Origin of the sequence: Nocardiopsis sp. CA-288880, from assembly GCF_050955985.1 — a bacterium.
In the GTDB taxonomy this organism is placed as follows: domain Bacteria; phylum Actinomycetota; class Actinomycetes; order Streptosporangiales; family Streptosporangiaceae; genus Nocardiopsis; species Nocardiopsis tropica.
In genome coordinates this window covers 1,099,469-1,122,456 of the sequence record NZ_CP192105.1, presented here as the reverse complement: position 1 = coordinate 1,122,456, position 22,988 = coordinate 1,099,469, and the positions used below count along the sequence as shown (strand labels likewise).

Below are 22,988 nucleotides of genomic sequence, written 5' to 3'. Positions count from 1 at the left end.
TGGACGCGTGCCCTAGAGCATGTCCGCCAGGAAATCGAAATCTCCCCCGGCGGCTTTCTTCAGCCTACGGCGCTCGCGTTCGGAGAGTCCCCCCCAGATGCCGAAGCGCTCATCGTGCTCCAGCGCGTATTCCAGGCACTCCGCACGGACCTCGCACGACTGGCAGACCTTCTTGGCCTCCCGTGTCGAGCCGCCCTTCTCGGGGAAGAACGCCTCCGGGTCCGTCTGCGCGCACAGGGCACGTTCCTGCCAGCCCAGATCTTCGTCCGAGCCGTGCGCCAGCGGGATGACCTCGCTCATGCGCACCTCCTGTTGCCCCCCATAGATGTCCCCGACCCATTTTCGTCCCCCGGGCCGGGTGGAATCCCACCTTGAAATTACACGCGCGCCGCTTGCTTCGAGTCAAGCGCCCTGCGTGGTAATCCACTGAATATCATGTAACGAACCGCCAACGGCGACTCGGAGATGTCCGTTCTGTGGATTACCACGCAATTCACGGCCTTCCAGGGCGGTGGAGTGCGTGGAGCCCCGATCGGGGATCAGCGCTTGTCCTCGCTGCCGTACCAGCCCTGCTGGCCACCGGTACCGCCCTGTCCTTGCTGGTCAGAGCCGTATCCGGCGCCCGAGCCGTACTGGCCTCCGTACGATCCGCCGCCCTGTCCGGACGCGTCCGTACCGTTGTTCTCGCCCGAGTTAAAGAATGGATCAACTTTACCCTCGGACTGGGCGTCCTGCGCGGGCCGGCCCTGGTCGGCGCCCTGGTACCAGCCGTACTGGATGGCGTCCTGGGCGGCCTGCTCGCCGACGACGGGCATCTGCTCGGTGCTCTGCGGGGCGTACTGGGCCGGGTCGTAGGCCTGGCCGTACTCGGCCTGCTGCTGGGCCGCGTCGGCCTGCTGGCCGTACTGCTGGGAGGCGTCGTACCCCTGCTGGGCGTAGCCCTGCTGGGCGCCCGTCCCGTACTGCTGCTGGGCCGCGTCGGCCGCGTACTGCTGACCGTACTGCTGCGAGGCGTCGTAGGCCTGCTGCTGCCCGGAGGCGTCGGCCTGCTGGCCGTACTGCTGGGAGGCGTCGTACCCCTGCTGGGCGTAGCCCTGCTGGGCGCCCGTCCCGTACTGCTGACCGTACTGCTGGGAAGCGTCGTAGGCCTGCTGTTGCCCGGAGGCGTCCGCCTGCTGGCCGTACTGGGCGTAGCCCTGCTGGGCGCCCGTCCCGTACTGCTGCTGGGCCGCGTCGGCCGCGTACTGCTGACCGTACTGCTGCGAGGCGTCGTACCCCTGCTGGATCCCGGACCCGGTCTGCGCGGGGTCGGCCGCGGCCGGGAAGCCCGCGTCCTGCCCCGGGTACGCGGGCTGCGCGAAGGACTGCTGCGCGCCGGTCGCGGGCGGGTACTGCTGCGGCGGGTACTGGTACTGCTGCTGCGGCGCGGGCCGGGGCACCAGCGTCGGGTCCCCGAAGACCTTGAGCAGGACGAAGCCGACGATGCCGAGCACCGCGGCGGAGCCGAGCGTGGACACGAAGCCCGCGAAGCCCAGGCCGATGTTCCCGGCGTCGGCCGCGCCGACGAACTCGGCGATGAGGTTGATCGCGGCGAACAGCAGGCCGACCGCGCTCATGATCATGCCGATGAGCACGATCGGCGACGCCGCCCGGCGCGTGCGCTCGCTCGTCAGCACGAGTGCGGCCGCGGCGGCCAGCAGCAGCGGGACGTGGAGGCCGAAGAACGACCCGCTCGCCCCGCCCATCGCACCGGAGAAGCTGCCCGGGTACGCGGAGCCCGCGATCAGTCGGATGAGGCCCGAGAGCATGGACGCTCCCACCGCGCCGACCAGGACCCAGGCCCCGGGAAGGCGCAGGCGTTCTAGTGTTTCGTTGTTCAAGAGAGGTTCCCCTCTGCTGCTTCTTCGCCGTCGCGTCGGTGGAAGCTTGGCATATCGTCGGACTGTCGGGTGAATCGGCCGCGTCCGGGTGAAGGTGCGGGGGGACACCGGATCGGGCCGAAGGGGTGAGACGGCGACCTTCGCCCCGGGGTTCACGGACTCCCGGTACCGGAACGGTCACACGAGGGGCGCGAGCCCACGGCGGGGCAGACGACCCATACACGCCCCCAGCCTGCCAGACTTGGGCGCATGCGGATAGTCGTACCGGCCGGCGGTATCGGCGGTGCGCGTTTCCTGCGCGGCCTCAAGGCCGCGCTCGGAATCGGCGCACCGGCCACCGACGAGCAGACCACGGTCAACACCATCACCGTCATCGGGAACACCGGTGACGACATCACCCTCTTCGGTCTGAGGATCTGTCCGGACCTGGACACCGTGATGTACACCCTCGGCGGGGGGATCGACGAGGAACAGGGCTGGGGCAGGAGCGACGAGACCTTCACCGTCAAGGAGGAGCTCGCCGCCTACGGGATGAAGCCCACCTGGTTCGGCCTGGGCGACCGGGACACCGCCACCCACATCGTGCGCGCCCAGATGATCGCGGCCGGGTACCCCCTCTCCGCGATCACCGAGGCGCTCTGCGACCGCTGGCGGCCGGGCGTGCGCCTGCTCCCCATGACCGACGACCAGGTCGAGACGCACGTGGTCGTCGACGACGGCGGAGGGCGCCGGGCGATCCACTTCCAGGAGTGGTGGATCAGGCACCGGGCCGCCCTGCCGGCCGAGCAGATCATCAGCGTCGGCGCCGACGCGGCCGCGCCCGCCCCCGGCGTGCTGGCCGCCGTCGCCGAGGCCGACGCCGTCATCCTCCCCCCGTCCAACCCCGTGGTCAGCGTCGGGTCGATCCTCAACGTGCCCGGCATCCGCGAGGCCATGGTCGGCAAGACCGTCGTGGGCGTCTCCCCCATCATCGGCGGGGCGCCGGTGCGCGGCATGGCCGACGCCTGCCTGACCGCGATCGGCGTGGAGACCGGCGCGGGCGCGGTCGCCGAGCACCTGGGCTCCGACCTCCTGGACGGCTGGCTGGTGGACGACGCCGACGCCGGCACCGAGGTCGAGGGCGTGGAGGTGCGCTCGCGCCCCCTGTACATGAGCGATCCCGCCGCCACCGAGGCGATCGCCCGGGCCGCGGTCGACCTGGCCGTGGAGCTGGCGGGGCGCGGCGCCGCGGACGGGAGGGCCGGGGGTTGAGCGCCGAACTGCGGGTACGCGGCCTGGGCGGCATCCCCGAGGTACGCGAGGGCGACGACCTGGCCGCCCTGGTCGCCGACGCGGCGGAGGCCTCCGGGATCCCCCTGGCCGACGGCGACATCGTCGTGGTCACCTCCAAGGTGGTCAGCAAGGCCGAGGGGCGCTCCCGGCGGATGGGCCGGGACGAGGCCGCGGACGCCGAGACCGTCCGGGTGGTCGCCCGCGCGGGCCACACCCGGATCGTGCAGACGCGGCAGGGCCTGGTCATGGCCGCGGCCGGGGTGGACGCCTCCAACGTCGAGCCCGGCACCGTCCTGCTGCTGCCCGAGGACTCCGACGCCTCCGCCCGGGCGATCCGCGCCGGGCTGCGCGCGCGCCCGGGCGTCAACGTGGGGGTGATCGTCTCCGACACCTTCGGGCGCCCGTGGCGGATAGGCCAGACCGACGTCGCCATCGGCGCGGCCGGGCTCCCGGCCGTCCAGGACCTGCGGGGCACCGAGGACACCCACGGCAACCTGATGGAGGCGACCGTCAGCGCGGTCGCCGACGAGATCGCCGCGGCGGGGGAACTGGTCAAGGGCAAGACGAGCGGTGTCCCGGTCGCGGTCGTCACCGGCCTGGGCGCGCTGGTCACCGAGGAGGACGGGCCCGGCGCGGCCGAGCTGGTCCGGCCCGCGGACGAGGACCTCTTCCGGTACGGGTCGCGGGACGTGGTCCCGGCCCGGCGGACGGTGCGCTCGTTCACCGACGATCCCGTGGACCCCGCCGCCGTGCGGCGCGCGGTGGCCGCGGCGGTGACGGCCCCCGCGCCCCACCACACGACCCCGTGGCGGTTCGTGCTGGTGGAGTCGGCGCAGACGAGGAAGAAGCTGCTCGACGCCATGCTGCAGGCGTGGGTGGCCGACCTGCGCGGCGACGGTTTCACCGAGGAGCAGATCGCCAGGCGGACGCGGCGCGGCGACGTGCTGCGCGGTGCGCCGTACCTGGTGGTGCCCTTCCTCGTGGCCGACGGCGCACACCCCTACCCCGACGCGCGCCGGGCGGACGCCGAGCGGTCGATGTTCCAGGTGGCGATGGGCGCCGGGGTGCAGAGCCTGCTGGTGGGGCTGGCCATGGAGGGGCTGGGCTCGGCCTGGATCTCCTCGACCATGTTCTGCGCGGACGTGGTGCGCGAGGTGCTGGACGTGCCCCGGGACTGGCAGCCGATGGGGTCGGTGGCCGTGGGGCACGCGGCCGAGCCCCCGCGGGACCGCCCGCCGCGCGACCCGGAGGACTTCGTCACGGTGCGGTAGCGGGCGCGGCGGCCCCGGGCGGGGGCCCGCGTCCACCGCCCCAGGACGCCGGCTCCCGCACCGCGGGGCCGGCGTCCGTCCTTTCCGGGGCCTGCCCGCGGCGAGGGCTCCTCGGCGGACGGCGCGGGCCCGGGTCCTCCCGCCGGTCCCCCGGCGCGTCCGGAGGCGCCGGGGGACCGGCGGCGCGATCCTGGTCCGGCCGGGAGTCGAGCGGGGGGCGCGGGATGGACGTCGAGGAGTACGTGGTCGCCACGCTGGTGATCGTGGTCGCGGTGGTCTGCGGCCGGCTGGTCGCGGGGCGGCTCCGGGTGCCGGGCGCGGTCGTGCTGGTGCTGCTCGGCATGGCCCTGGGGGTCGTGCCGTGGATGCACTCGCTGTCGGTCTCCCCCGAGGTCATCCTCCTCGTGTTCCTGCCGCCGCTGATCTACAACGCGGCGTTCTTCTCCTCGCCCCGCGACATGCGCGACCTGATGCGGCCCATCGCCGTGATGGCGGTGGGGGTGACGCTGGCCACCGCGTTCGGCCTGGCCGCTGTCCTCCACCTGCTGATGCCCTCGGTGGGGTGGCCCGCCGCGATCGCCCTGGGCGCGGCGATCGCGCCGACGGACGCCGTGGCCGCGTCGGCCGTCCTCAAGCGGGTGGGCACCCCGCGCAGGGTGCTGACGATCCTGGAGGGCGAGTCCCTGATCAACGACGGGGTGGCGCTGACCCTGTTCAGCCTGGCCGTCACAGCGATGGCGCGTCCGCTCACGCCGCAGGAGGGCGTGGTGGAGCTGGCGAAGGTCGTGGTGGGCGGCCTCCTCTACGGGGCCGTGGTGGCCGCGGCGGTCGCGTGGTCGCGTACGCGCATGCGGGACCCGTCCCTCCAGCTGATGGTGGTGCTGGTCACGCCGTTCGCCGCGTACATCCCGGCGGAGATGGCCGGGTTCTCCGGCGTTCTGGCGGCGGTGGTCGCCGGGTTCTACCTGGGCACGCGGGGCGAGGGCCTGCTGCCGCCGAGGGTGCGGGTGAACGGGCAGACGATCTGGTCGACGCTCGTGAGCCTGCTGGAGTCGATGCTGTTCGTGGTGCTGGGGCTCCAGCTGGACGCGGTGGCGGCGGCCGTGCGGGACCACTTCGCCCTCCTGGGTCTGCTCGGGGTCGCCCTGGCGACGACGGCCGCGGCGGTCGTCCTGCGCATGGCGCTGATGCTGGCCGTCATCCCGGTGCAGCGGGTGGTGCGGTTCCTCAACCTGGAGGTCTCGTCCTTCCGGGAGCGGATCGTCATCGGGTGGAGCGGGATGCGCGGGGCGGTGTCGCTGGCGATCGCCCTGTCCCTGCCCGCCACTCTGGGCGGGGAGCCCTTCACCGACCGGGGCGCGCTGGTGTTCGTGGCGGGCGCGGTGGTGCTGGGGACGCTGGTGGGCCAGGGGACGACGCTGCCACCGTTGCTGCGGCTGCTGGGCCTCGCGGAGGAGGGCGCGCGGCAGCGGGAGTTCCTGCGGGCGGACGAGCAGATGAGCTGTGCGGCTCTGGGCAAGGTGGACGAGCTCCTCCGCGAGGGGGAGCTGGACGAGAAGACCGCCGACTCCCTGCGCGGCGTGTACGTCCGCCGGGTGAGCCAGGTGCGGGGGCTGCTGGACGCGGGGGACGGCCGGGCCCGGCAGCGGGTGAACAGCGGCAAGGCGGTGCACGCCCAGATCACGCAGGCGCGGCGGGACACGCTGATGTCGATGTACCGGAAGGGCGACATCGACCACGAGGTCTTCCGGGAGATGAGCCGCGACCTGGACATCCGGGACACGGGGACCGGCCCGTACGGCGCGTGAGCGGGGCCGCGCCCGGGGTCCCGCGGAGCCGGCGGGGCCGCCGTTCGGATGTCCGGCCGGAGGCGCCGCACGGACGACCGAACGGCGGAGCCCCGGTCCGTTGCGCGGTACGCGCCTCCGAAGAAGGTGGTACTCGATCCCAAAGAAAACTGCAAACTTTCCTTACCATTTTCATTGACGGGACCGGAAGCCAACTTTAAAGTTTCCTAACAATTAAGCGGCTCCCCCGGGAGCCCCCTTCGTCTCCCCCGCTCGACGAAAGGAGCACCCCCATGCTCAGGACTCATCGCCACAGCCGGTCCAAGGGACGCAAAGCCGCTCTCGCCGGTACCTTCGCGGTTCTGGCGGCCGCACTCGTGGCCGGCTTCACCCAGATCGCCCCCTCTCCCACCGAGGCGGAGACCGTGGCCGACGGCGAGACCGTCCAGACCCAGCAGACCGGGCAGTGGCTCACCGGTTACTGGCACAACTTCGAGAACGGCTCCGGGGTGATGCCGCTGACGGAGATCCCCGCCGAGTACAACATGGTGGCCGTCGCCTTCGCCGACAACCACGCCACCCTCGACGGCGGCATCACCTTCAACCTCGCGAGCAGCGAACTGGGCGGCTACACCGACGCGCAGTTCCGGAGCGACATCGCGGCCGTCCAGGCCCAGGGGCGCAAGGTCATCATCTCCGTGGGCGGCGAGCTCGGCCACGTGAACGTCACCAACCCGACCCAGGCGCGGAACTTCGCCGACACCGCCCACCAGCTGATGCAGGACTACGGGTTCGACGGGGTCGACATCGACCTGGAGCACGGCATCAACGCCCAGCACATGTCCGCCGCCCTGCACGACCTCGGCTCCCGGGTCGGTCCGGGCCTGATCGTCACCATGGCGCCGCAGACCATCGACTTCCAGAGCCCCGACCGCGAGTACTACAAGCTCGCGACGAACATCGCCGACATCCTCACCATCGTGAACATGCAGTACTACAACTCCGGGTCGATGCTCGGCTGCGACGGCCAGGTGTACAGCCAGGGCACCCCGGACTTCGTCGCGGCGCTCGCCTGCATCCAGCTGGAGATGGGGCTGCGCCCCGACCAGGTCGGCCTGGGCCTGCCCGCGGTGCGTTCCGCCGCCGGCGGCGGCTACATGGCGCCGAGCCAGGTGGTGCGCGCACTCGACTGCCTGGAGACCGGCGCCAACTGCGGCTCGTTCTCACCCCAGACGCCGTACGGCCCCATCGGCGGCGTGATGACCTGGTCGATCAACTGGGACGCCACCAGCGGCTACGCCTTCGCGAACACCGTCTCCGCCCGCCTGGGCAACCCGGGCGGCGGGCAGCCGACGGAGCAGCCCACCGAGCAGCCCACCCAGCAGCCCGGCGAGTGCACCGCCTCCGCCTGGACGTCCGGCTCCACCTACACCCAGGGCGACCGCGTGGCCCACGGCGGCCGCGAGTACCAGGCCCGCTGGTGGACCCGGGGCGAGGAGCCGGGCACGACCGGCGAGTGGGGCGTCTGGACCGACGTCGGCGCCTGCTAGAGCCATGACCGCGCGGAGGCCCCTCCCCTCCCGCCGCGCGCGGTCCGCGCGGACCCCCTCCCACCACTCCCATCCCGGTGGGGGTCCGCCGCCCAGGAGAAGGGGCGGAACGCCGTCACCCGGCGTTCCGCCCCTTCGTGCTCCTCGGTCCCGGAGGCGCGCCCGCCCGCCGGCGGACCCCTCAGACCAGGGGGAGGGACGGGCGCAGGACGCTCGGCGCCACGCCGTCGCTGGCCTCCGCGACGCGCTGCCGCTCCTGCGGCACCTCCCCGTAGAGGGTGGTGCGCTGCCGGACCGGCCGACCGGTCGGCTCGACCATGGAGCGGATGTCGGTGATCGTCTTGTACGACCCCTGCCCCGAGCCGGCCATGCGGCTGATGGTCTCCTCCATCAGGGTGCCGCCCACGTCGTTCACGCCGCCCGTCAGCAGCTGGCGGCAGGTGTCCTCCTCCAGCTTCACCCACGAGCACTGGATGTTGTCGATGTGGCCGTGCAGCAGCAGGCGGGCCAGGGCGTGCACCGCGCGGTTCTCCCTGACGGTCGGGCCCGTGCGGGCCAGCCCGGCCAGGTAGATGGGCGAGTTGGTGTGCACGAACGGCAGCGGCACGAACTCGGTGAACCCGCGGCGCCCGTTGCGCTCGACCGACCGCTCCTGGAGGGAGCGCAGCAGCTTGATGTGCGCCACCCAGTGCCTCGGCGAGTCCACGTGGCCGTACATCATCGTCGACGTGGTCGGGATGCCCAGGTCGTGCGCGGCCGTGATCACGTCGATCCACTCGCTCGCGGGCAGCTTGCCCTTGGTGAGGATCCAGCGGACCTCGTCGTCGAGGATCTCCGCGGCCGTGCCGGGGAGGGACCCCAGCCCCGCCTCGCGGGCCCGGGTCAGCCACTCGCGCACCGGCAGGTCGGTGCGGGCGGCCCCGTTGACCACCTCCATCGGGCTGAACGCGTGGACGTGCATGTCCGGGACGCGTTCGCGCACGGCCGACGCGATGTCGAAGTAGGCGGTGCCGGGCAGGTCCGGGTGGATGCCGCCCTGCATGCACACCTCGGTCGCCCCGGCCTTCCAGGCCTCCTCGGCCCGGTCGGCCACCTGGTCGAGCGAGAGCGTGTACGCGTCGGCGTCGGTGCGGCGCTGCGCGAACGCGCAGAACCGGCAGCCGGTGTAGCAGACGTTGGTGAAGTTGATGTTCCTGGTCACGACGTACGTGACGTCGTCACCGACGACGTCGCGCCGTACGCGGTCGGCCAGGTCCGTGAGGGCTTCGAGCTCGGGGCCGTCGGCGTGCAGCAGGGCGAGCGCCTCGTCGTCGTCCAGCCCGGCGGGGTCGGCCTCCGCGCTGCGCAGCGCCGCGGCGATGTCCGGGTCGAACCTGCGGGGCACAGCGCCGTCCCGGTCCACTCCGGAGCGCAGTTCGTCCCAGTCGCCGTAGACGGAGTCGAAGTCGCTCCGGCGGTCGCCGGTGCGCCCCTCGGTGTCGATGCCCGTGTGCAGGTCGGTGCGGCCGGAGGAGACCAGGACGGCCTCGCGCTCCTGCCAGGGCCTCCCCTCGATGACCGCGTCCTCGCGGGCCAGGCCGGTCTCCGGGTCGGCGAGCGCCGCGACGTGCCCGGCCAGGCGGGGGTCGAGCCACGGCTCACCCGCGCGGATGTACTCGGGGTAGACGGTGAGCCGCTCGCGGAGCGTGAACCCCTGGTCGGCGGTGCGCGCGGCCAGGTCGTCGATCTGGGGCCAGGGGCGCTCGGGGTTGACGTGGTCGGCGGTGAGCGGCGAGACGCCGCCCCAGTCGTCGATGCCCGCGCGCAGCATCAGCGCGTACTCGTCCACGCCGCCCGACTCCGCCCCGATGAGGTTCGGGGGCGCCTGGATGTGCGCCTTGGGGCCCATGACCAGGCGGGTGACCGCGATCGTGGCGGCCATCTCCTCGCGTTCGGCGTCGGGCCGGTGCATCATCGCGGTGCCGGGCTTGGCGCGGAAGTTCTGCACGATGACCTCCTGGACGCCGCCGTGGCGGCGGGAGACCCCGCGCATCGCGAAGACGGACTCGGCGCGGTCGGCGACCGTCTCGCCGATCCCCAGGAGGATGCCGGTGGTGAAGGGGACGCTGGAGCGCCCCGCGTCCTCCAGCGCCCGCAGCCGCACCGCGGGGTCCTTGTCGGGACTGCCGTAGTGCGCCTGGCCCTTCTCGGTGAAGAGCCGGGTGGAGGTGGTCTCCAGCATCATCCCCATCGACGGGGAGACCGGCTTGAGCCGCTGGAAGTCCGCCCAGGTCATCACGCCCGGGTTGAGGTGCGGGAGGAGCCCCGTCTCCTCCAGGACCATGATCGCCACGGCCCTCACGTAGGACAGGGTGTCGTCGTAGCCGTGCGCGTCGAGCCACTCGGCGGCCTGCTTCCACCGGTCCTCGGGCCGGTCCCCGAGGGTGATGAGCACCTCCTTGCAGCCCGCCTCGGCGCCCTTGCGGGCGATCTCCAGGACCTCGTCGGGCGACATGAAGGGCGAGTCCAGACGGCCGGGGACCGTCGCGAACGTGCAGTAGTGGCAGCGGTCGCGGCACAGGCGGGTCAGGGGGACGAACACCTTGCGGCTGTAGGTGACGACGCCGGGGCGGCCCGCGGCCTCCAGCCCGGCGTCGCGCACCCGGCCGGCGTGTTCGAGCAGGGTCTCCAGGTCCTCCCCCCTCGCGTGCAGGAGGACCTCCGCCTCGGAGACGTCGAGCGTCTTGCCGTCCCGGGCCCTCGCCAGGGCCCGGCGCATCGCGGAGGGGGTCGGCGGCCGGGAGGCCGGGGCCTGGGAGGACACGGGGAAGGGGTCGTTCGCACCACTCATAGAGCGCACCCTACGCCCCGGCCGTTCCGCCCACGCGGACGCATCGCCGCTCGCGGAGGGGTCCGGGGCCGCCGCCCCGGCGCGCGAGCGGCGGAACCCCCTCCGGCGCCGGGCCGCGCCGGCGGTGGTCGGGCCCCGGCCCCTCCCCCGCCACCCCGTGCCGTCCCGGCGGGGACGCCCCGGGCCTGCCGGACCACAGACGCGCTCACCGAAGGCCGGTCCACTGGCGCGATCCCGAACCGGCCGGACCACGGGTGCGACCCCGGACGGGCCGGGCGACGGTCCGGCCCTGGGCGTACCGGAAGAGACATAGGGTCGGCAGGTGAGCGAAGGAGGAGTTGCGTGCTGAGTCGGCTGCGCGGCAACCCGTGGGTCCGGTTGGCCCTCTTCCTGGCGGTGTGCGCGTGCGCGGGCGCGGCCCTGCACGCGAACTGGGCGCAGGCCCGGGACGCCGCCGCCGAGCTCCCGCTGTGGGTGCTCCCGGCCGCGGTCCTCTCGGGCATGGCGGGGCTGACCGCGCAGATGCTCGCCTGGAGGGCCCTGCTGGCCGGGCTCGGCTCACCGCTGCCGCGCCGGGTGGCGTCCCGCGTGATGTTCGTGGGCCAGCTGGGCAAGTACCTCCCGGGCTCGGTGTGGGCGTTCGTCGCCCAGGTCGAGCTGGCCCGTGACCGGGCCGTTCCGCGGTCCCGCGGCGCCGCCGCGACCCTGCTCGCCGTCGGCGTGACGGTCGCGGTGAGCCTGGCCGTCGCCGCGGTCGCCCTGCCCCTGTCGTCGGCGGAGGCCGCCCGGCGCTGGTGGTGGGCGCTGGCGCTGGCGCCGCTCCTGCTCGCCGCCCTGCACCCCCGCGTGGTCGGCCTGGGCATCCGGCTGGCCGCCCGCCCGTTCGCGCGCTTCCGGGAGGTGGCGGAGGCCGGTCCGCTCGGTCTCGGCGGGAGGGCGATGGCCGCGGCCGCGGGGTGGACCCTGGTGGCGTGGGTCCCCCTGGGGGCCCACGTGTGGCTGCTGACCTGGGCCGTCGGCGGCGACGCGGTGCGCTCTCTGGGCCCGGCCGTCGGCGCGTACGCGCTGGCCTGGACGCTGGGCCTGCTGGTCGTGTTCGCCCCCGCCGGGCTGGGCGTGCGCGAGGCGGTCCTGGTGGTGGCGCTGGCCCCGGTGGTGGACGCCGGGGCGGCCCTGGTGGTGGCGGTGCTGTCGCGGCTGGTGATGACCGCCGCGGACCTGGCCTGGGCGGGGCTGTCGGTCGTGCTGTCGCCCGCGCCGGAGCCGGGCGCCGGCGCGTCGCGAGGCGGCCCCGCGCGGGCGCGCTGAGCCCGCCGGCCGCAGCCGCCGCCCGCACGGGCGAGAGCGGCGGCCCCGCACGGGCGCGCCGAGCCCGGATCCGCGTCCTCGCCGACCGGGCACGTGCGGGCGCGCCGAGCACCGGAGCCCGTCCTCCCCCCGGCGTCCCGCCCCTCAGGCCCCGAGCAGGCGCTCGGTGTAGGCACGCCAGTAGGGGTCGGCGTCCACCGGGCGGACCCCGGCGCGCAGCCGCGCCGGCTCCCCCGGGGCGTAGAACTCGCCGAGCGCGCGGGCCAGGTCGGCCGCGTCGCCCGGCTCGCACAGCAGGCCGTCGACCCCCTCGCGCACGTGGTCCGCGAGCGTCCCGGCACGGGTCGCCACGACCGGCAGCCCGTGCTCGTGGGCCAGCCACACGTTCTGGGTGGCGGTGGCGGTCCGGTAGGGCAGGACGACGGCGTCGGCGGAGCCGAACAGGCCGGGGAGGTCCTCCGCGGGCACGTACCCGTCGAGGAGCCGGACCCGGTCGGCGATCCCGAGGGCTGCGGCCTGGGCCTCCAGCTCGGCCGTCCCGCCCCAGAACTCCCCCGCCACGGTCAGCGTCACGTCCGGCGGCGCCCCCTCGGCCAGGGCGCGCAGCAGCAGGTCGACGCCCTTGTAGGGGCGGACGATGCCGAGGAACAGCAGGTGCCTGCGCTCGCCGCCCGGGGGCACGCCGTCCGCGGCCGCGGCTCCCCCCGTCTCGGGCAGGTGCGGCGGCATCTCGGCGACCACGGGCAGGGCTCGGTCCGGGCCGAGCAGGCCCTCGGCGAGGAGGGCCTGCCCGGGCGAGTGCGTGACCACGCCGTCGGTCCGGCGCAGCAGGGCGCGGACCAGGGACACGTCGACCGGCCGCCGCTCGTGCGGCAGCACGTTGTGGCACAGCGCCACCACCCTGGTGGCGCCGCGACGGGACCGCACCCCGGCGAGGATGCCGAGGTAGGCGGGCACCTGGACCGGCGAGAACACGGTGAGGACCACGAGGTCGGCCTCGCGCGCCAGCCGCCGCCCCGCCCGCCACCACCCGTCCGGCCGGTACCAGGCCAGGTCGCGGCGGGTGTCCGGGTACGGCTCCCCCTCGGGGTCGGCTATGGTCTGCCGCCCCGGGTAGAGGGCGGCGGGGTACTGGGCGCGCCAGGACTCGATCGCCGTGGGGTGGCCGAGCGCGCTCAGCCGGTGGGCGAGCTCGGTGGTGTGCCTGGCCCCGCCGCCCTTGTACGGGTGGGCGGGCCCCACGAGCGCCACCCGGGGCGGAGCGCCGGTCACGGGTTCTCCCGGGAGCGCACGATCAGGTCGGCCAGCAGCGCGATCGCCGCGATGATCAGGCCCGTCATCAGGATCATGACGGTGTTGTTGGGGATGTACAGCGGGTTGCGCACCTGGTCGAACACGAACTTGGCCGTGCCGAGGCCCAGCAGCACCAGCGCGGGCGGCATGAGGACCTTGAGCGGGTTGAAGTACATGACCATGCGCAGCACCTGCAGGATGTACCGGTAGGCGTCGCTGACGAAGTGGAACTTGGACGTGCCCGCCCGCTTCGCGTACTCGATGGGCACGTACCTCACCGGGTGCTGGTTGGACAGGAACGCCAGAGTGATGGTGGTGACGCAGGAGAACCCGGGCGGCAGCAGCCTCAGGTAGGGGCGGGCGACGTCGCGCCGGAAGACGCGCAGCCCGGAGTTGAGGTCGGGGATGCGGGTGTTGGTGAGCCGCTCGGCGATCTTGCGGATCATCCACTTGGCGGGGACCCGCAGCGCCTTGTGCGAGCCCATCTCCTGGGTGCGGGCGCCCACGACCTGGTCCAGCTCGGGGTCGGCGTCGAGCATGGCGACGAGTTCGGGGATGCGCTCGTTGGGGTAGCTCATGTCCGCGTCGGTCCACACCACGAACTCGCCCCGCGCCCGCTGGCTGCCGAGCCGGCGCACGGTGCCGGACCCGCCGTTGTGCCCGAACGCGATGACGCGCATGTGCGGGTAGAGGCCCTGCACGTCGCGCAGGCGCTCCAGGGTGCGGTCGGTGGAGGCGTCGTCCACCGCGAGCAGCTCGTAGCCGTAGCCGGAGCCGTCCATGGCGGCACAGATCCGTTTGACCTCGTCGACGACGTGGTCTTCCTCGTTGTAGCAGGGCAGCACGATGGTGACCCGCACGGGCGGGGTCTCGGCGGGCCGGCGGATGTCGTCGCTCGTCTGGCTCATGGGTTCTTCTCAGCGGGTGCGGGTGCGGACGGGGGCGTGGCGGGGCCGCGGGGGCGGGGTCATCCCCCGGCGGGGAGCACGGTCACCCACACGCTCTCGTTGAAGGTCCAGTGGCCTGTCGGGGGTTCCATGAGGGTACTCGGATCCATCTGCGCCAGGACGTGGAACGGCCGCTCGACGTTCTCCGTGCTCCCGGTCAGGCCCTCCAGCACCTGCCAGTCCGAGGCGGCCAGGACCGCGTCGCGCCCGCGGCCGTGGATCTCGGCGACCACCCGGTCGAGGTCCTCCGGCGTCGGCTCGTCCATCGCCGCGGTGGGGACGCCGCAGACGTTCCGCAGGAGCGGCATGTAGTTCCCGGCCATGCCGGGGTCGACCACGACCACCGACGCGTCCTCCGGCAGCGACGCGCACAGCTCCTCGGTGGCCGCGACCGAGCCCACGTCCTGCCTGTACCCCATGATCCCGGCGGCCGAGGTGGCCGCGGCGGGGAGGAACACCGCCAGGGAGGCGCTCGCGGCGACCACGGCGGGGAGGACCTGGAAGGCCGCCCCGCGACTCCCCGGGGCCGCGGCGACCGTGCAGCGGCGGGTGAGCCACGCCAGGAACCAGACCGCGAACAGGATGAACGCCGGGATGACCAGCACGATCAGCCGCCTGCTCGCCCAGGGGTGGTCGGGGGTGATGGCGGGGCGCAGGAGCGTGGTCGTGACGGTCCACACCAGCAGCATGGCGGGCAGCAGCCACTGGGGGTCCCGGCGCAGGACGAGGCGGCGCAGCACCAGCGCCACGCCGAGGGAGGCGAAGAGGACGGTGCCCAGGCCCACGTACCAGCCCACCCAGTACAGGCTCATGTCGTAGTAGGTGCGGCTGCCCTCGACGGGCCACAGCCCCTCCCGCTCCTGGACCGAGGCCACCCAGGCGTCGGTGAAGTCGCTTCCGTGGCCGTAGTCGGGCCAGAACAGGGGGCGGATCGCGAACCCGACCATGGTGAGGAGGGCGAGCGCGGTCACCGCGTGGGGGAGCCAGCGGACGCGCTCCGTGCGGGGGATCCCGAAGCGCCACAGGGCGGCCGTGGCCGCGGCCGTGACCGCGATGACCGCCGCGCTGATCAGCAGGAGGGGGTTGAGGGAGTCGGACAGGTACTCCAGATAGGGCAGGGACAGCCCGTACCCGGCGTACAGGCCCAGGCCGACGCCGAGCGCGAGCCCTCCGAGCAGGGGCGGCGCCTGCCCCCGCCGGGCCAGGAGCAGGAGGCCGATGAACCCGACCACCGGGAGCAGGTCGCGGATCGCGTCGATCCGCACCACCAGGGCGAGGCCGAACGCCAGCCCCGCCGCGGCCGCGAGGGTGTGGGAGGCCGACCAGCGGTCGGTGAGGGCGGTGCGGCGGACGAGCGCGTCGTAGGCCAGGACCATCCCGCCGATCAGGAGGATCTGGGTCAGGGGCTCGCTGTAGGTGAAGCGGCTCACCCACTGCTGGGGCAGGCACACGGCCAGCACGAGGGCGCCCAGGGGGGCCCAGCGCGCGCCGACCAGGCGCGCGGTGAGCCCGGCGAAGGCGAGCACGCCGAGCGCGCCGAGGAAGGGCGTGGTCACGAGCATCCCGTCGAGGCCGCCCAGCCAGTAGCCGATGGAGGTGACCAGCGGCGCGCCCGCCATGAACTGGGGCCAGATCGCCCCGTCCCGGTCGTAGTGGGCGAGGCTCTGGTAGCTGAGCGCCGGATCGTCGCCCGCGATGAGCTCGCGCTGCTGCGGGATGGGGAGGTGGCCGTTCTCCGCGATCCACACGGTGTACATGGCGTAGGAGGCGGGGTCGCGGCGGATGACCAGGGCCTCGGCGTGGTAGGCGACCTGCACGACGGCGAAGCCGACCGTGATCACCGCGACGAGCACGAGGGGCCACCAGGGGACGGCCTCGTCCTCGGGCGGGTCCGGGACGAACCGCGGCACGAGCACGCAGGCCGCGATCACGACGGGCGTCCCCAGGACGGCCGCCGCCACAGGGGTGAAGGAGCCGAGGGCCAGGAGGGGGAAGGCCACCAGGAGCCAGGCCGACGCGGCGATCGCGGGGAGCGCGGTGACACGGGCGAGGAGCCGACCGGGGAGCAAGCGCATGGGGCAACTCTGGCAGTTCCCGGAGGGCTACGCACACCGTGCGGCGGTTCTCGTCGGACGTTCCGGCCCCGGAGGCCCCGCCGTGTCCGGGCGGAGCGGGTCCCGGGCACGGCGGGCGGGGCAGGGCGCGGGACGGTGTGCCGGGCGGGGCCGCCCCTGGCGGCCCCGGACCGACGGCGGGGTCGGGCGGTTCGACCGGATCCCGGCCGGGGAACGGGCCCACGCCCGCCCCTGCCGGTGCGGGGCGGGGAAGCGGGAGGCGTCCACCGGACGGCCGCACCACTGCCATCGCCGTGAATCCCGGGGTGGCCGGTCCGGGACCGGCCGGTCGGAGTGGACGTCCACCGGTTCCACACCGCCGCCGGCGGCCCTCCCGGCTCCCTCGTACCTCACCTCCCGGATCGGTACACCTAGAGTGGCGGTCATGTCCGAAACTCCCGCGCAGCTGTGGCGCGCACTCGTCTCCGCCGACCCGTCCCGTCCGTTCGTGACCTCCTACGACTCCTCCGGCGGCCGTGTGGAGCTGTCCCGGGCCACGTTCGACAACTGGGTGTCCAAGACCTCGAACATGCTGGTGGACGGCCTGGGCGTGCAGCCGTGCGACCGGGTCGTGATCGCCCTCCCGGTGCACTGGCAGTCGCTGGCGTGGCTCCTCTCGTGCTGGTCGGTGGGCGCGGTGGCGGAGTTCGTCCCGGACGGCGGGGACGTCCCCGCGGGCGCGCAGGTCGCGGTCGCCGGCGCCGGGCTCCTGGAGAGCGTGCTGGACAGCGGCGCCGACGAGGTCGTCGGCACCTCGCTGCACCCGCTGGGCCTGCCGCTGTCCGAGGTCCCGCCGATGGTGCTCGACTACTCCGTCGAGGTCCGGGGGTACGGCGACCGCTTCCCGGCCTACCCGGTCGACCCGGACGGGCCGGCGCTCCGGAGCTCCGGCGCCCGCACGGGCGCGGACCTGGCGGCCGGGGCCCGGGAGCGGGCCGCGGCCTGGGGGCTGTCGGCCGACGACCGCCTGGGCCTGTTCCTGGAGCCGGACGCGCCGATGACGGCGCTGGGAGGGGGCGCGGAGCTCCTGCTCGCCCCGGTCGCGGCGGGCTCCCCGATCGTGGTGACCCCGGTGGACCCCGCGGCCCCGGCGAAGGTCGTCGAGCGGGCGGAGATGGAGAAGGTCACGGTGGTGGGGACCGCCGCCGGGACGGAGCCCCTCGACGGGATGCCCTTCCGGTCGGTCGGCCGGGTCTGAGACGGCCCGGGGGGCGCGCCCGGCGCGTCTCCCGGGGCTTCCGGCGGCCGGCCCGCCTCAGACGGCCGGGGCGTGCGCCCCGCCGCTCCCGTGGTCCGGCGGCTCCGGCCGCCGGGAGCGGGCGGCCCGGCGCCGCTCCGCCCGCTCCCGACGGAGCGCCCCGCGCACGAGGCGCTCCCGGGCCGCCTCGCGCTCCCTCTCGGCCCGGTAGGCCGCGGCGGCCTCGGCCGCGGCGTCGTGGTGGTTCATGGGGCCTCCCCGGGGTCCGTGCGCCGGGAGACCTCCTCCCGACAGGCTCCAGAGTCGGTCTGAGGCGGCCCCTCCCGCCATCGGCACATCACCCCGAATACGGCGCGGGCCCCTCCTCAGACGCCGGTGCCACCGCGCACCGCGGCCTGAGGGGGCCTCAGGGGCCTGAGGCCGCGGACCGTCCCCGGGCCGCGGCGACCGGCGCGAGCGCCGAGGCCGCCGGGGGCTCCCGCACACAGCGGCCCGAGAAGGCCTCGGGGGCCTGAGGCCGAGGACCGGCCGGGGCCGGTCCTCGCCGCACCCGGGACCGCGCCCCTACGCCCTAGTCCTCCCGGTAGAAGGCGTCCAGGGCCGAGCCCGAGCGCTTCTCCTCGTCGTAGGTGTAGACCTCGCGCCCCTCAACGAACACCCGCAGGGCCCGGCTCATCACGTCGAGCGGGTCGCCGGACCAGACGACCACGTCGCCGTCCAGCCCCGGCTTGAGCGAGCCGACGCGGTCGGAGATGCCCATGATCTCGGCCGGGTTGACCGTGAGGGCGCGGATCGCGGACTCGGGCGCCATGCCCTCCTTCACGCACAGGGTGGCCTGGTGGACGAGGAACTCGATCGGGACGACGGGGTGGTCGGTGGTCAGGGCGACCTTCACCCCCGCCCGGTCCAGGATGCCGGGGTTGGCCAGCGTCTTGTTCTTGACCTCGACCTTGGAGCGGCTGGTCATCAGGGGGCCGGTGATGACGGGGATGCCCCGTGCGGCGATCTCGTCGGCGAGGAGGTGCCCCTCCGTGCAGTGGTTGATGATCAGCCGGTAGCCGAACTCGTCCGCCAGGCGCATCGCCGTGTGGATGTCGTCGGCACGGTGCGTGTGCTGGCACCACGGGATCTCGCGGTCCAGGACCCTGGTCAGCACCTCCAGGGTGTTGTCCCGGTCGAACGGGGTGCCCTCGCTCGCGGCGTGGTCGCGCTTGGCCTTGTAGTCCTGGGCCTTGGTGAAGGCGTCCCGGATGACCGCGGCCACGCCCTGGCGGGTGGAGGGGATCTGGTCCTTCTTGCCGTACACCCGCTTCGGGTTCTCGCCCAGGGCGCTCTTGACGCTGGCCGGCTGCTTGATCAGGCGGTCCTCCATGCTGCGGCCCCAGCACTTGACGGCCACGGTCTGCCCGCCGATGGGGTTGCCCGAGCCCGGCTTGACGACCGAGGAGGTGACTCCGCCGGACAGGGCGTCGACGAAGCCCCGGTCCGCGGGGTTGATGGCGTCGAGCGCGCGCATGCGCGCGCCGTTGGGGTCGGTCATCTCGTTGGTGTCGTCGCCGGCCCAGCCGACGCCCTCCTCGTCGATGCCGATGTGGCCGTGGGCCTCGACGAAACCGGGGAGCACCCACTTGCCGGAGGCGTCGACGACGGTGGCGCCCTCCGGGACGGGGGTGTCCGCGTCCGCTCCGACCGCGGTGATCCTGCCGTCGGAGATGACGACGGTGCCGCCGTCGATGGGGTCGCCGTCCACGGGGACGACGTATCCGGATGTGATCGCGATATCCATGGCGGGCAACCTAGCCCATGACGGGACGTCGGCCCAAGGGCGGGAGCCCGCGCCCGTCAGCCGGCGGGCCAGCGCGCCGTCAGCAGCTCCGAGCGGGGCGTGAGTTCCACGGTGGCCTCCTCGATGGCCTCGCGGACCATCGCGCAGCGCCCCACCTGCTCGGACTCCGCGGTCAGGTCGCCGCCCTCGGCGGCGAACGCGTACACCATCGTGGGCCGGTCGGCGAACTCCATCATCCGGAACGCGCCGCCCAGGCCGGGGTGGTGGGCGGTCTGCTCGGGGATCACGCCCACGGTGACGATGCCGGCCCCGATCAGGTCGGCGAGGAAGTCCCGCTGGGCGTTGAGGACCTCCGCGCCGCCCTGGGGGCGCTGGAGGACGGACTCGTTGAGCACGACCCGCAGCACGGGGCCGTCCGGCCCCGTCATCGCGGCCCGGTTGGCCATCTCCTCCTCCACCATCAGCTCCACCTCGTCCGGGGACAGGGCGGGGTGGCCGGGGCCGAGGACGGCGCGGGAGTACTCGCGCGTGCGCAGGAACACCGGGACGGCCATGGGCTGGTGCTCCCACAGGTCGGTCGCGTGCTCGGCCAGCTCGCGCTCGTCGCCGAACTCGTTGGGGAAGGCCTCCGCCTGGAGGGTGATGGCCCATGCCTCGACCAGCTGGTGGTCGGTGCCGAGGACGTTGTCGACCCGCTCCACCAGCGAACGGGCCGGTCTGCAGTGGGCGTCCTCGACCTCCCGGAGCTTGTCGTCGGTCACACCGACCGTGGCGGCGAGCTCGGCTCGCGAGAGCCCCCGGTCGGAGCGGGCCCGCAGGATCCGCGCGCCGAAGGGGAGCCACATCGCAGACGGCAACGCACTGTTCACACCCATGTCCCCTCCCGTCGCCTGGCGGGGCCGGCCTCGCATACCCTCGGGTCGACGCCCCGACCTCGTTCCCCGACCCTCTCTCGCGTCGGGGGCGCTGGTCAAGCGACCGTGCGGGTGCGGCGATCCGTGATAAGTCATCACAAGGACTGACAATGCCGCCCGCCGTTCGCGCGATCCCCCGATTGGAAACCCCCGTTGTCCCACCTCGCCCTCCTGCTGTTCGTCGTCGCCCTCGGCGTCTGGATCTACGCCCTGTTCGACGTTGTCGGCTCCGAAGCCGACGCGGTGCGGCTGCTGCCCAAACCCGCCTGGACCGTCGTCGTTCTGCTGTTGCCCAAGATCGGGGCAATACTCTGGTTCGCCCTGGGCCGGCCCCGCCGCGCACCGTCGGCCGCGCCCGCCGGACCGCCCCCGCCCTTCCCGGAGTACGACCACCCCCACCGGGCGCGCGCCGCGACCCCGGAGGAGGACGAGGAGTTCCTCCGCCGCTGCCGTGAGCGGGCCGACGCCCAGCGGCGGCGCGCCCGTGAGGCGCGCGAGGCGGCCGGGGGCGAGGAGGCCGGACGGGGTGACGGCGACGGCGGGGAGGGCCGCGACGGCGACGGTGATCCCCGTCCCTCCTGACCCGTACGCCCCTGGAGCCGCATCGTGGTCGAAGCATGACGGACCGTGCGATACCCCAAGACAGGGGTGCTCCACGGCGCGGAGTACGCTATGTGCCGCCCGACCGCGACACTCACCCCGGAAGTGAACCGATGAAGCCTTTCACCCTGTCGGCGACAGCCGTACTCGCCTGCACCGCGCTGCTCGCCACCACAGCCTGCGGCGGCGACGGGGCCCCGGCCGACCAGGGGGAGCCGGCCGGCGGCGGGGACTCCGCGGCGCCGGAGCAGGAACAGACCGGCAGCCCCGCCGAGGTGGACGTCACCGACGTCGAGGGCGCCACCCTGCACACCAGTGAGGGCGACATCGAACTGGAGCTGTTCCCCGAGGACGCCCCGGTCACGGTGTCCAACTTCGTCGGCCTGGCCGAGGGCGAGGGCGTGCCCAACCCGGTGACGGGCGAGGCCGAGTTCTACGACGGCACCGTCTTCCACCGCGTCATCGCCGACTTCATGCTCCAGGGGGGCGACCCGCAGGGCACCGGCCAGGGCGGTCCCGGCTACACCTTCGAGGACGAGGTCGGGTCCGGCCGGGAGTTCTCCGAGCCCGGTGTCCTCGCCATGGCCAACCGGGGAGGGGGCACCAGCACGAACGGCTCCCAGTTCTTCATCACCGTCGCGCCGACCCCCCACCTGAACGGCGAGCACACCATCTTCGGCCGGGTCGCCGACGAGGAGTCCATGGAGATCGTGAACTCGATCTCCGTCACGGAGACCGACGCGAGCGACCGCCCCACCCAGGACGTGGTCATCGAATCCGTCACCGTCAACCGCGCCGGCTAGCCGTACCGGCCCGGGAGGCCGGGTGCACGGTTCCCGGCCGCCCCCGCTCCCCCTGCCCTCCCTCCCGGGCCGCCGGGGGCGCGGGGGCGGCGCGGAGCGGTCTCCGCGGCCCGGGACCGGCCCGTGCCTCAGCGGCGGCGCTTGGCGCGGGCGGCCCGTGCCCGCTCGACGGCCGGGCCGATCGCCTCCACCAGGGCCGCCACGTCCTCGCGCGTGGAGGTGCGCCCCAGGGACAGCCGCAGGCTGCTCAGGGCGGTGTCGGGGTCCGCCCCCATCGCCAGGAGCACGTGGCTCGGCTGGGCGACGCCCGCGGAGCAGGCGGAGCCGGTGGAGCAGGAGATGCCCCGGGCGTCGAGGAGCATCAGCAGGGCGTCGCCCTCGCAGCCGGGGAACGACAGGTGGGAGATGCCGGGCAGCCGGCGCTCGCGGTCGCCGTTGACGACCACGTCCGGGACCACGGCGCGGACGCCCTCCTCCAGTTCGTCGCGCAGGCACTCGAGGTGCTTGGCGTGCTCCTCGCGTTCGGCGACGGCGCGGTCGACGGCCGTGGCCAGGCCCCTCATCAGGGGCGTCGAGAGGGTCCCGGAACGGATGTCGCGCTCCTGGCCGCCGCCGTGGAGGACGGGGGTCGGGGCGGTGCCGCGGGCGATCAGCAGCGCCCCGGCGCCGACGGGGCCGCCGAGCTTGTGCCCGCTGACGGTGAGGGCGGTGACGCCGGCGGCGGCGAAGTCGACCGGCTCCGCCCCGACCGCCTGGACGGCGTCGGTGTGGAAGGGGATGCCGTACCGGGCGGCGACGGCGGCGAGCTCCTCGACGGGCTGGACCGTGCCGACCTCGTTGTTGGCCCACATGACGGAGACCAGCGCGACCGACCCGGGGTCCCGCTCGACGGCCTCGCGGAGGGTCTCCGGGTCGAGCCCGCCCAGGGCGTCCACGGGCAGCGCCTCGTGGACGGCGCCCTGGTGCTCGGCCATCCAGTGGGCCGGGTCGAGGGCGGCATGGTGTTCGACGGCGCTGGTGAGGATGCGCCGCCGGGCGGGGTCCTCGGCGTTGCGCGCCCAGTAGAGGCCCTTGACGGCGATGTTGTCGGACTCGGTCCCGCCTCCGGTGAAGACCACCTCGTGCGGGGTGGAGCCGAGCGCCCGGGCGATCCGCTCGCGGGACTCCTCGACGGTGCGGCGGGCGGCACGGCCGTGGCCGTGCAGGGACGAGGGGTTGCCGAGGGAGCCGAGCTCGGCCGCGATGTCGGCGACCACCTCGGGACGGACCTCGGTCGTGGCAGCGTGATCCAGATACACCATGGCGTCACCAAGGATACGTCCGTCCCGGGCCGCCCACGGCCCCGCGGGGCGGCTGCCCGGCCCCCGCCGTGCCGCGGAGGGGGCGTGCCGCCTTCCCCGGGCCGTCCACAGCCCCGCGGCCACAGCTCCCCGCC

At 74.1% G+C, this 22,988-nt stretch carries 18 protein-coding genes; 8 read left to right on the top strand and 10 right to left on the bottom strand.

Going from position 1 to position 22,988, the window contains the following annotated elements:
- Window positions 1-12: 12 nt before the first annotated feature.
- Window positions 13-300: a WhiB family transcriptional regulator gene (locus ACQPYD_RS05025; RefSeq protein ID WP_014908913.1), complete on the bottom strand. Its 288-nt coding sequence runs from the start codon at window positions 298-300 to the stop codon at window positions 13-15.
- A 239-nt stretch (window positions 301-539) separates the two neighbouring features.
- On the bottom strand, window positions 540-1,880 hold the full coding sequence (locus ACQPYD_RS05020) for a hypothetical protein (protein ID WP_433699974.1): 1,341 nt from the start codon (window positions 1,878-1,880) through the stop codon (window positions 540-542).
- 249 nt (window positions 1,881-2,129) lie between these two features.
- Between ACQPYD_RS05020 and cofD the strand changes: the two genes are divergently transcribed.
- The 4 genes from cofD (at window position 2,130) to ACQPYD_RS05000 (ending at window position 7,760) form a co-directional block, all read left to right on the top strand.
- Complete coding sequence (gene cofD, locus ACQPYD_RS05015) at window positions 2,130-3,131, top strand: 2-phospho-L-lactate transferase (RefSeq protein WP_433699973.1); 1,002 nt, start codon at window positions 2,130-2,132, stop codon at window positions 3,129-3,131.
- Window positions 3,128-4,423, top strand: a complete 1,296-nt coding sequence (locus ACQPYD_RS05010; RefSeq protein WP_433699972.1) for a coenzyme F420-0:L-glutamate ligase — start codon at window positions 3,128-3,130, stop codon at window positions 4,421-4,423. Before cofD ends, ACQPYD_RS05010 begins: the two co-directional genes overlap by 4 nt.
- Window positions 4,424-4,647: 224 nt before the next feature.
- Window positions 4,648-6,231 (top strand): Na+/H+ antiporter, encoded by a 1,584-nt coding sequence (locus ACQPYD_RS05005; RefSeq protein ID WP_433699971.1) that lies wholly within the window; start codon window positions 4,648-4,650, stop codon window positions 6,229-6,231.
- Between the two features lie 272 nt (window positions 6,232-6,503).
- Complete coding sequence (locus ACQPYD_RS05000) at window positions 6,504-7,760, top strand: glycosyl hydrolase family 18 protein (protein WP_433699970.1); 1,257 nt, start codon at window positions 6,504-6,506, stop codon at window positions 7,758-7,760.
- 181 nt (window positions 7,761-7,941) lie between these two features.
- Here ACQPYD_RS05000 and ACQPYD_RS04995 read toward each other — a convergent pair whose 3' ends face one another.
- Window positions 7,942-10,590, bottom strand: coding sequence for a bifunctional FO biosynthesis protein CofGH (locus tag ACQPYD_RS04995; RefSeq protein ID WP_433699969.1), 2,649 nt, complete (start codon window positions 10,588-10,590; stop codon window positions 7,942-7,944).
- 342 nt (window positions 10,591-10,932) lie between these two features.
- Between ACQPYD_RS04995 and ACQPYD_RS04990 the strand changes: the two genes are divergently transcribed.
- Complete coding sequence (locus ACQPYD_RS04990; protein ID WP_433699968.1) at window positions 10,933-11,898, top strand: lysylphosphatidylglycerol synthase domain-containing protein; 966 nt, start codon at window positions 10,933-10,935, stop codon at window positions 11,896-11,898.
- Window positions 11,899-12,042: 144 nt separating this feature from the next.
- Here ACQPYD_RS04990 and ACQPYD_RS04985 read toward each other — a convergent pair whose 3' ends face one another.
- From ACQPYD_RS04985 to ACQPYD_RS04975, 3 genes are read right to left on the bottom strand one after another with little or no spacing between them, the layout of a single operon-like run.
- Window positions 12,043-13,170 carry a glycosyltransferase family 4 protein gene (locus ACQPYD_RS04985; RefSeq protein WP_433699967.1) on the bottom strand — a complete coding sequence of 376 codons (1,128 nt, stop codon included), beginning with the start codon at window positions 13,168-13,170 and terminating at the stop codon, window positions 12,043-12,045.
- Entirely contained in the window at window positions 13,167-14,099 is a 933-nt protein-coding gene (locus ACQPYD_RS04980) for a glycosyltransferase family 2 protein (RefSeq protein WP_433699966.1), read from the bottom strand. Before ACQPYD_RS04980 ends, ACQPYD_RS04985 begins: the two co-directional genes overlap by 4 nt.
- Before the next feature lie 59 nt (window positions 14,100-14,158).
- Window positions 14,159-16,213 carry a hypothetical protein gene (locus tag ACQPYD_RS04975; protein WP_433699965.1) on the bottom strand — a complete coding sequence of 685 codons (2,055 nt, stop codon included), beginning with the start codon at window positions 16,211-16,213 and terminating at the stop codon, window positions 14,159-14,161.
- A 424-nt stretch (window positions 16,214-16,637) separates the two neighbouring features.
- Between ACQPYD_RS04975 and ACQPYD_RS04970 the strand changes: the two genes are divergently transcribed.
- Window positions 16,638-17,450, top strand: a complete 813-nt coding sequence (locus ACQPYD_RS04970) for a TIGR03089 family protein (RefSeq protein WP_433699964.1) — start codon at window positions 16,638-16,640, stop codon at window positions 17,448-17,450.
- A gap of 57 nt (window positions 17,451-17,507) precedes the next feature.
- Here ACQPYD_RS04970 and ACQPYD_RS04965 read toward each other — a convergent pair whose 3' ends face one another.
- The 3 genes from ACQPYD_RS04965 to ACQPYD_RS04955 all read right to left on the bottom strand — a co-directional run bounded on the left by ACQPYD_RS04965 (window position 17,508) and on the right by ACQPYD_RS04955 (window position 20,111).
- The gene (locus ACQPYD_RS04965; protein ID WP_433699963.1) at window positions 17,508-17,699 is read right to left on the bottom strand and encodes a hypothetical protein; all 192 of its coding nucleotides are present in this window, start codon (window positions 17,697-17,699) and stop codon (window positions 17,508-17,510) included.
- Window positions 17,700-18,021: 322 nt separating this feature from the next.
- Complete coding sequence (locus ACQPYD_RS04960) at window positions 18,022-19,236, bottom strand: amidohydrolase (protein WP_433699962.1); 1,215 nt, start codon at window positions 19,234-19,236, stop codon at window positions 18,022-18,024.
- A gap of 56 nt (window positions 19,237-19,292) precedes the next feature.
- Window positions 19,293-20,111 (bottom strand): helix-turn-helix domain-containing protein, encoded by an 819-nt coding sequence (locus ACQPYD_RS04955; RefSeq protein ID WP_433699961.1) that lies wholly within the window; start codon window positions 20,109-20,111, stop codon window positions 19,293-19,295.
- Between the two features lie 192 nt (window positions 20,112-20,303).
- On the opposite strand from ACQPYD_RS04955, the gene ACQPYD_RS04950 reads away from it, so the two are divergent.
- Window positions 20,304-20,732, top strand: a complete 429-nt coding sequence (locus ACQPYD_RS04950; protein WP_433699960.1) for a PLD nuclease N-terminal domain-containing protein — start codon at window positions 20,304-20,306, stop codon at window positions 20,730-20,732.
- Between the two features lie 131 nt (window positions 20,733-20,863).
- Window positions 20,864-21,553 carry a peptidylprolyl isomerase gene (locus ACQPYD_RS04945; protein WP_433699959.1) on the top strand — a complete coding sequence of 230 codons (690 nt, stop codon included), beginning with the start codon at window positions 20,864-20,866 and terminating at the stop codon, window positions 21,551-21,553.
- Between the two features lie 128 nt (window positions 21,554-21,681).
- Here the strand turns inward: ACQPYD_RS04945 and ACQPYD_RS04940 are convergent, their stop codons facing one another.
- A complete protein-coding gene (locus ACQPYD_RS04940) occupies window positions 21,682-22,854 on the bottom strand; it encodes a cysteine desulfurase family protein (RefSeq protein WP_433699958.1) in 1,173 nt (390 codons plus the stop codon).
- Between the last annotated feature and the right edge of the window lie 134 nt (window positions 22,855-22,988).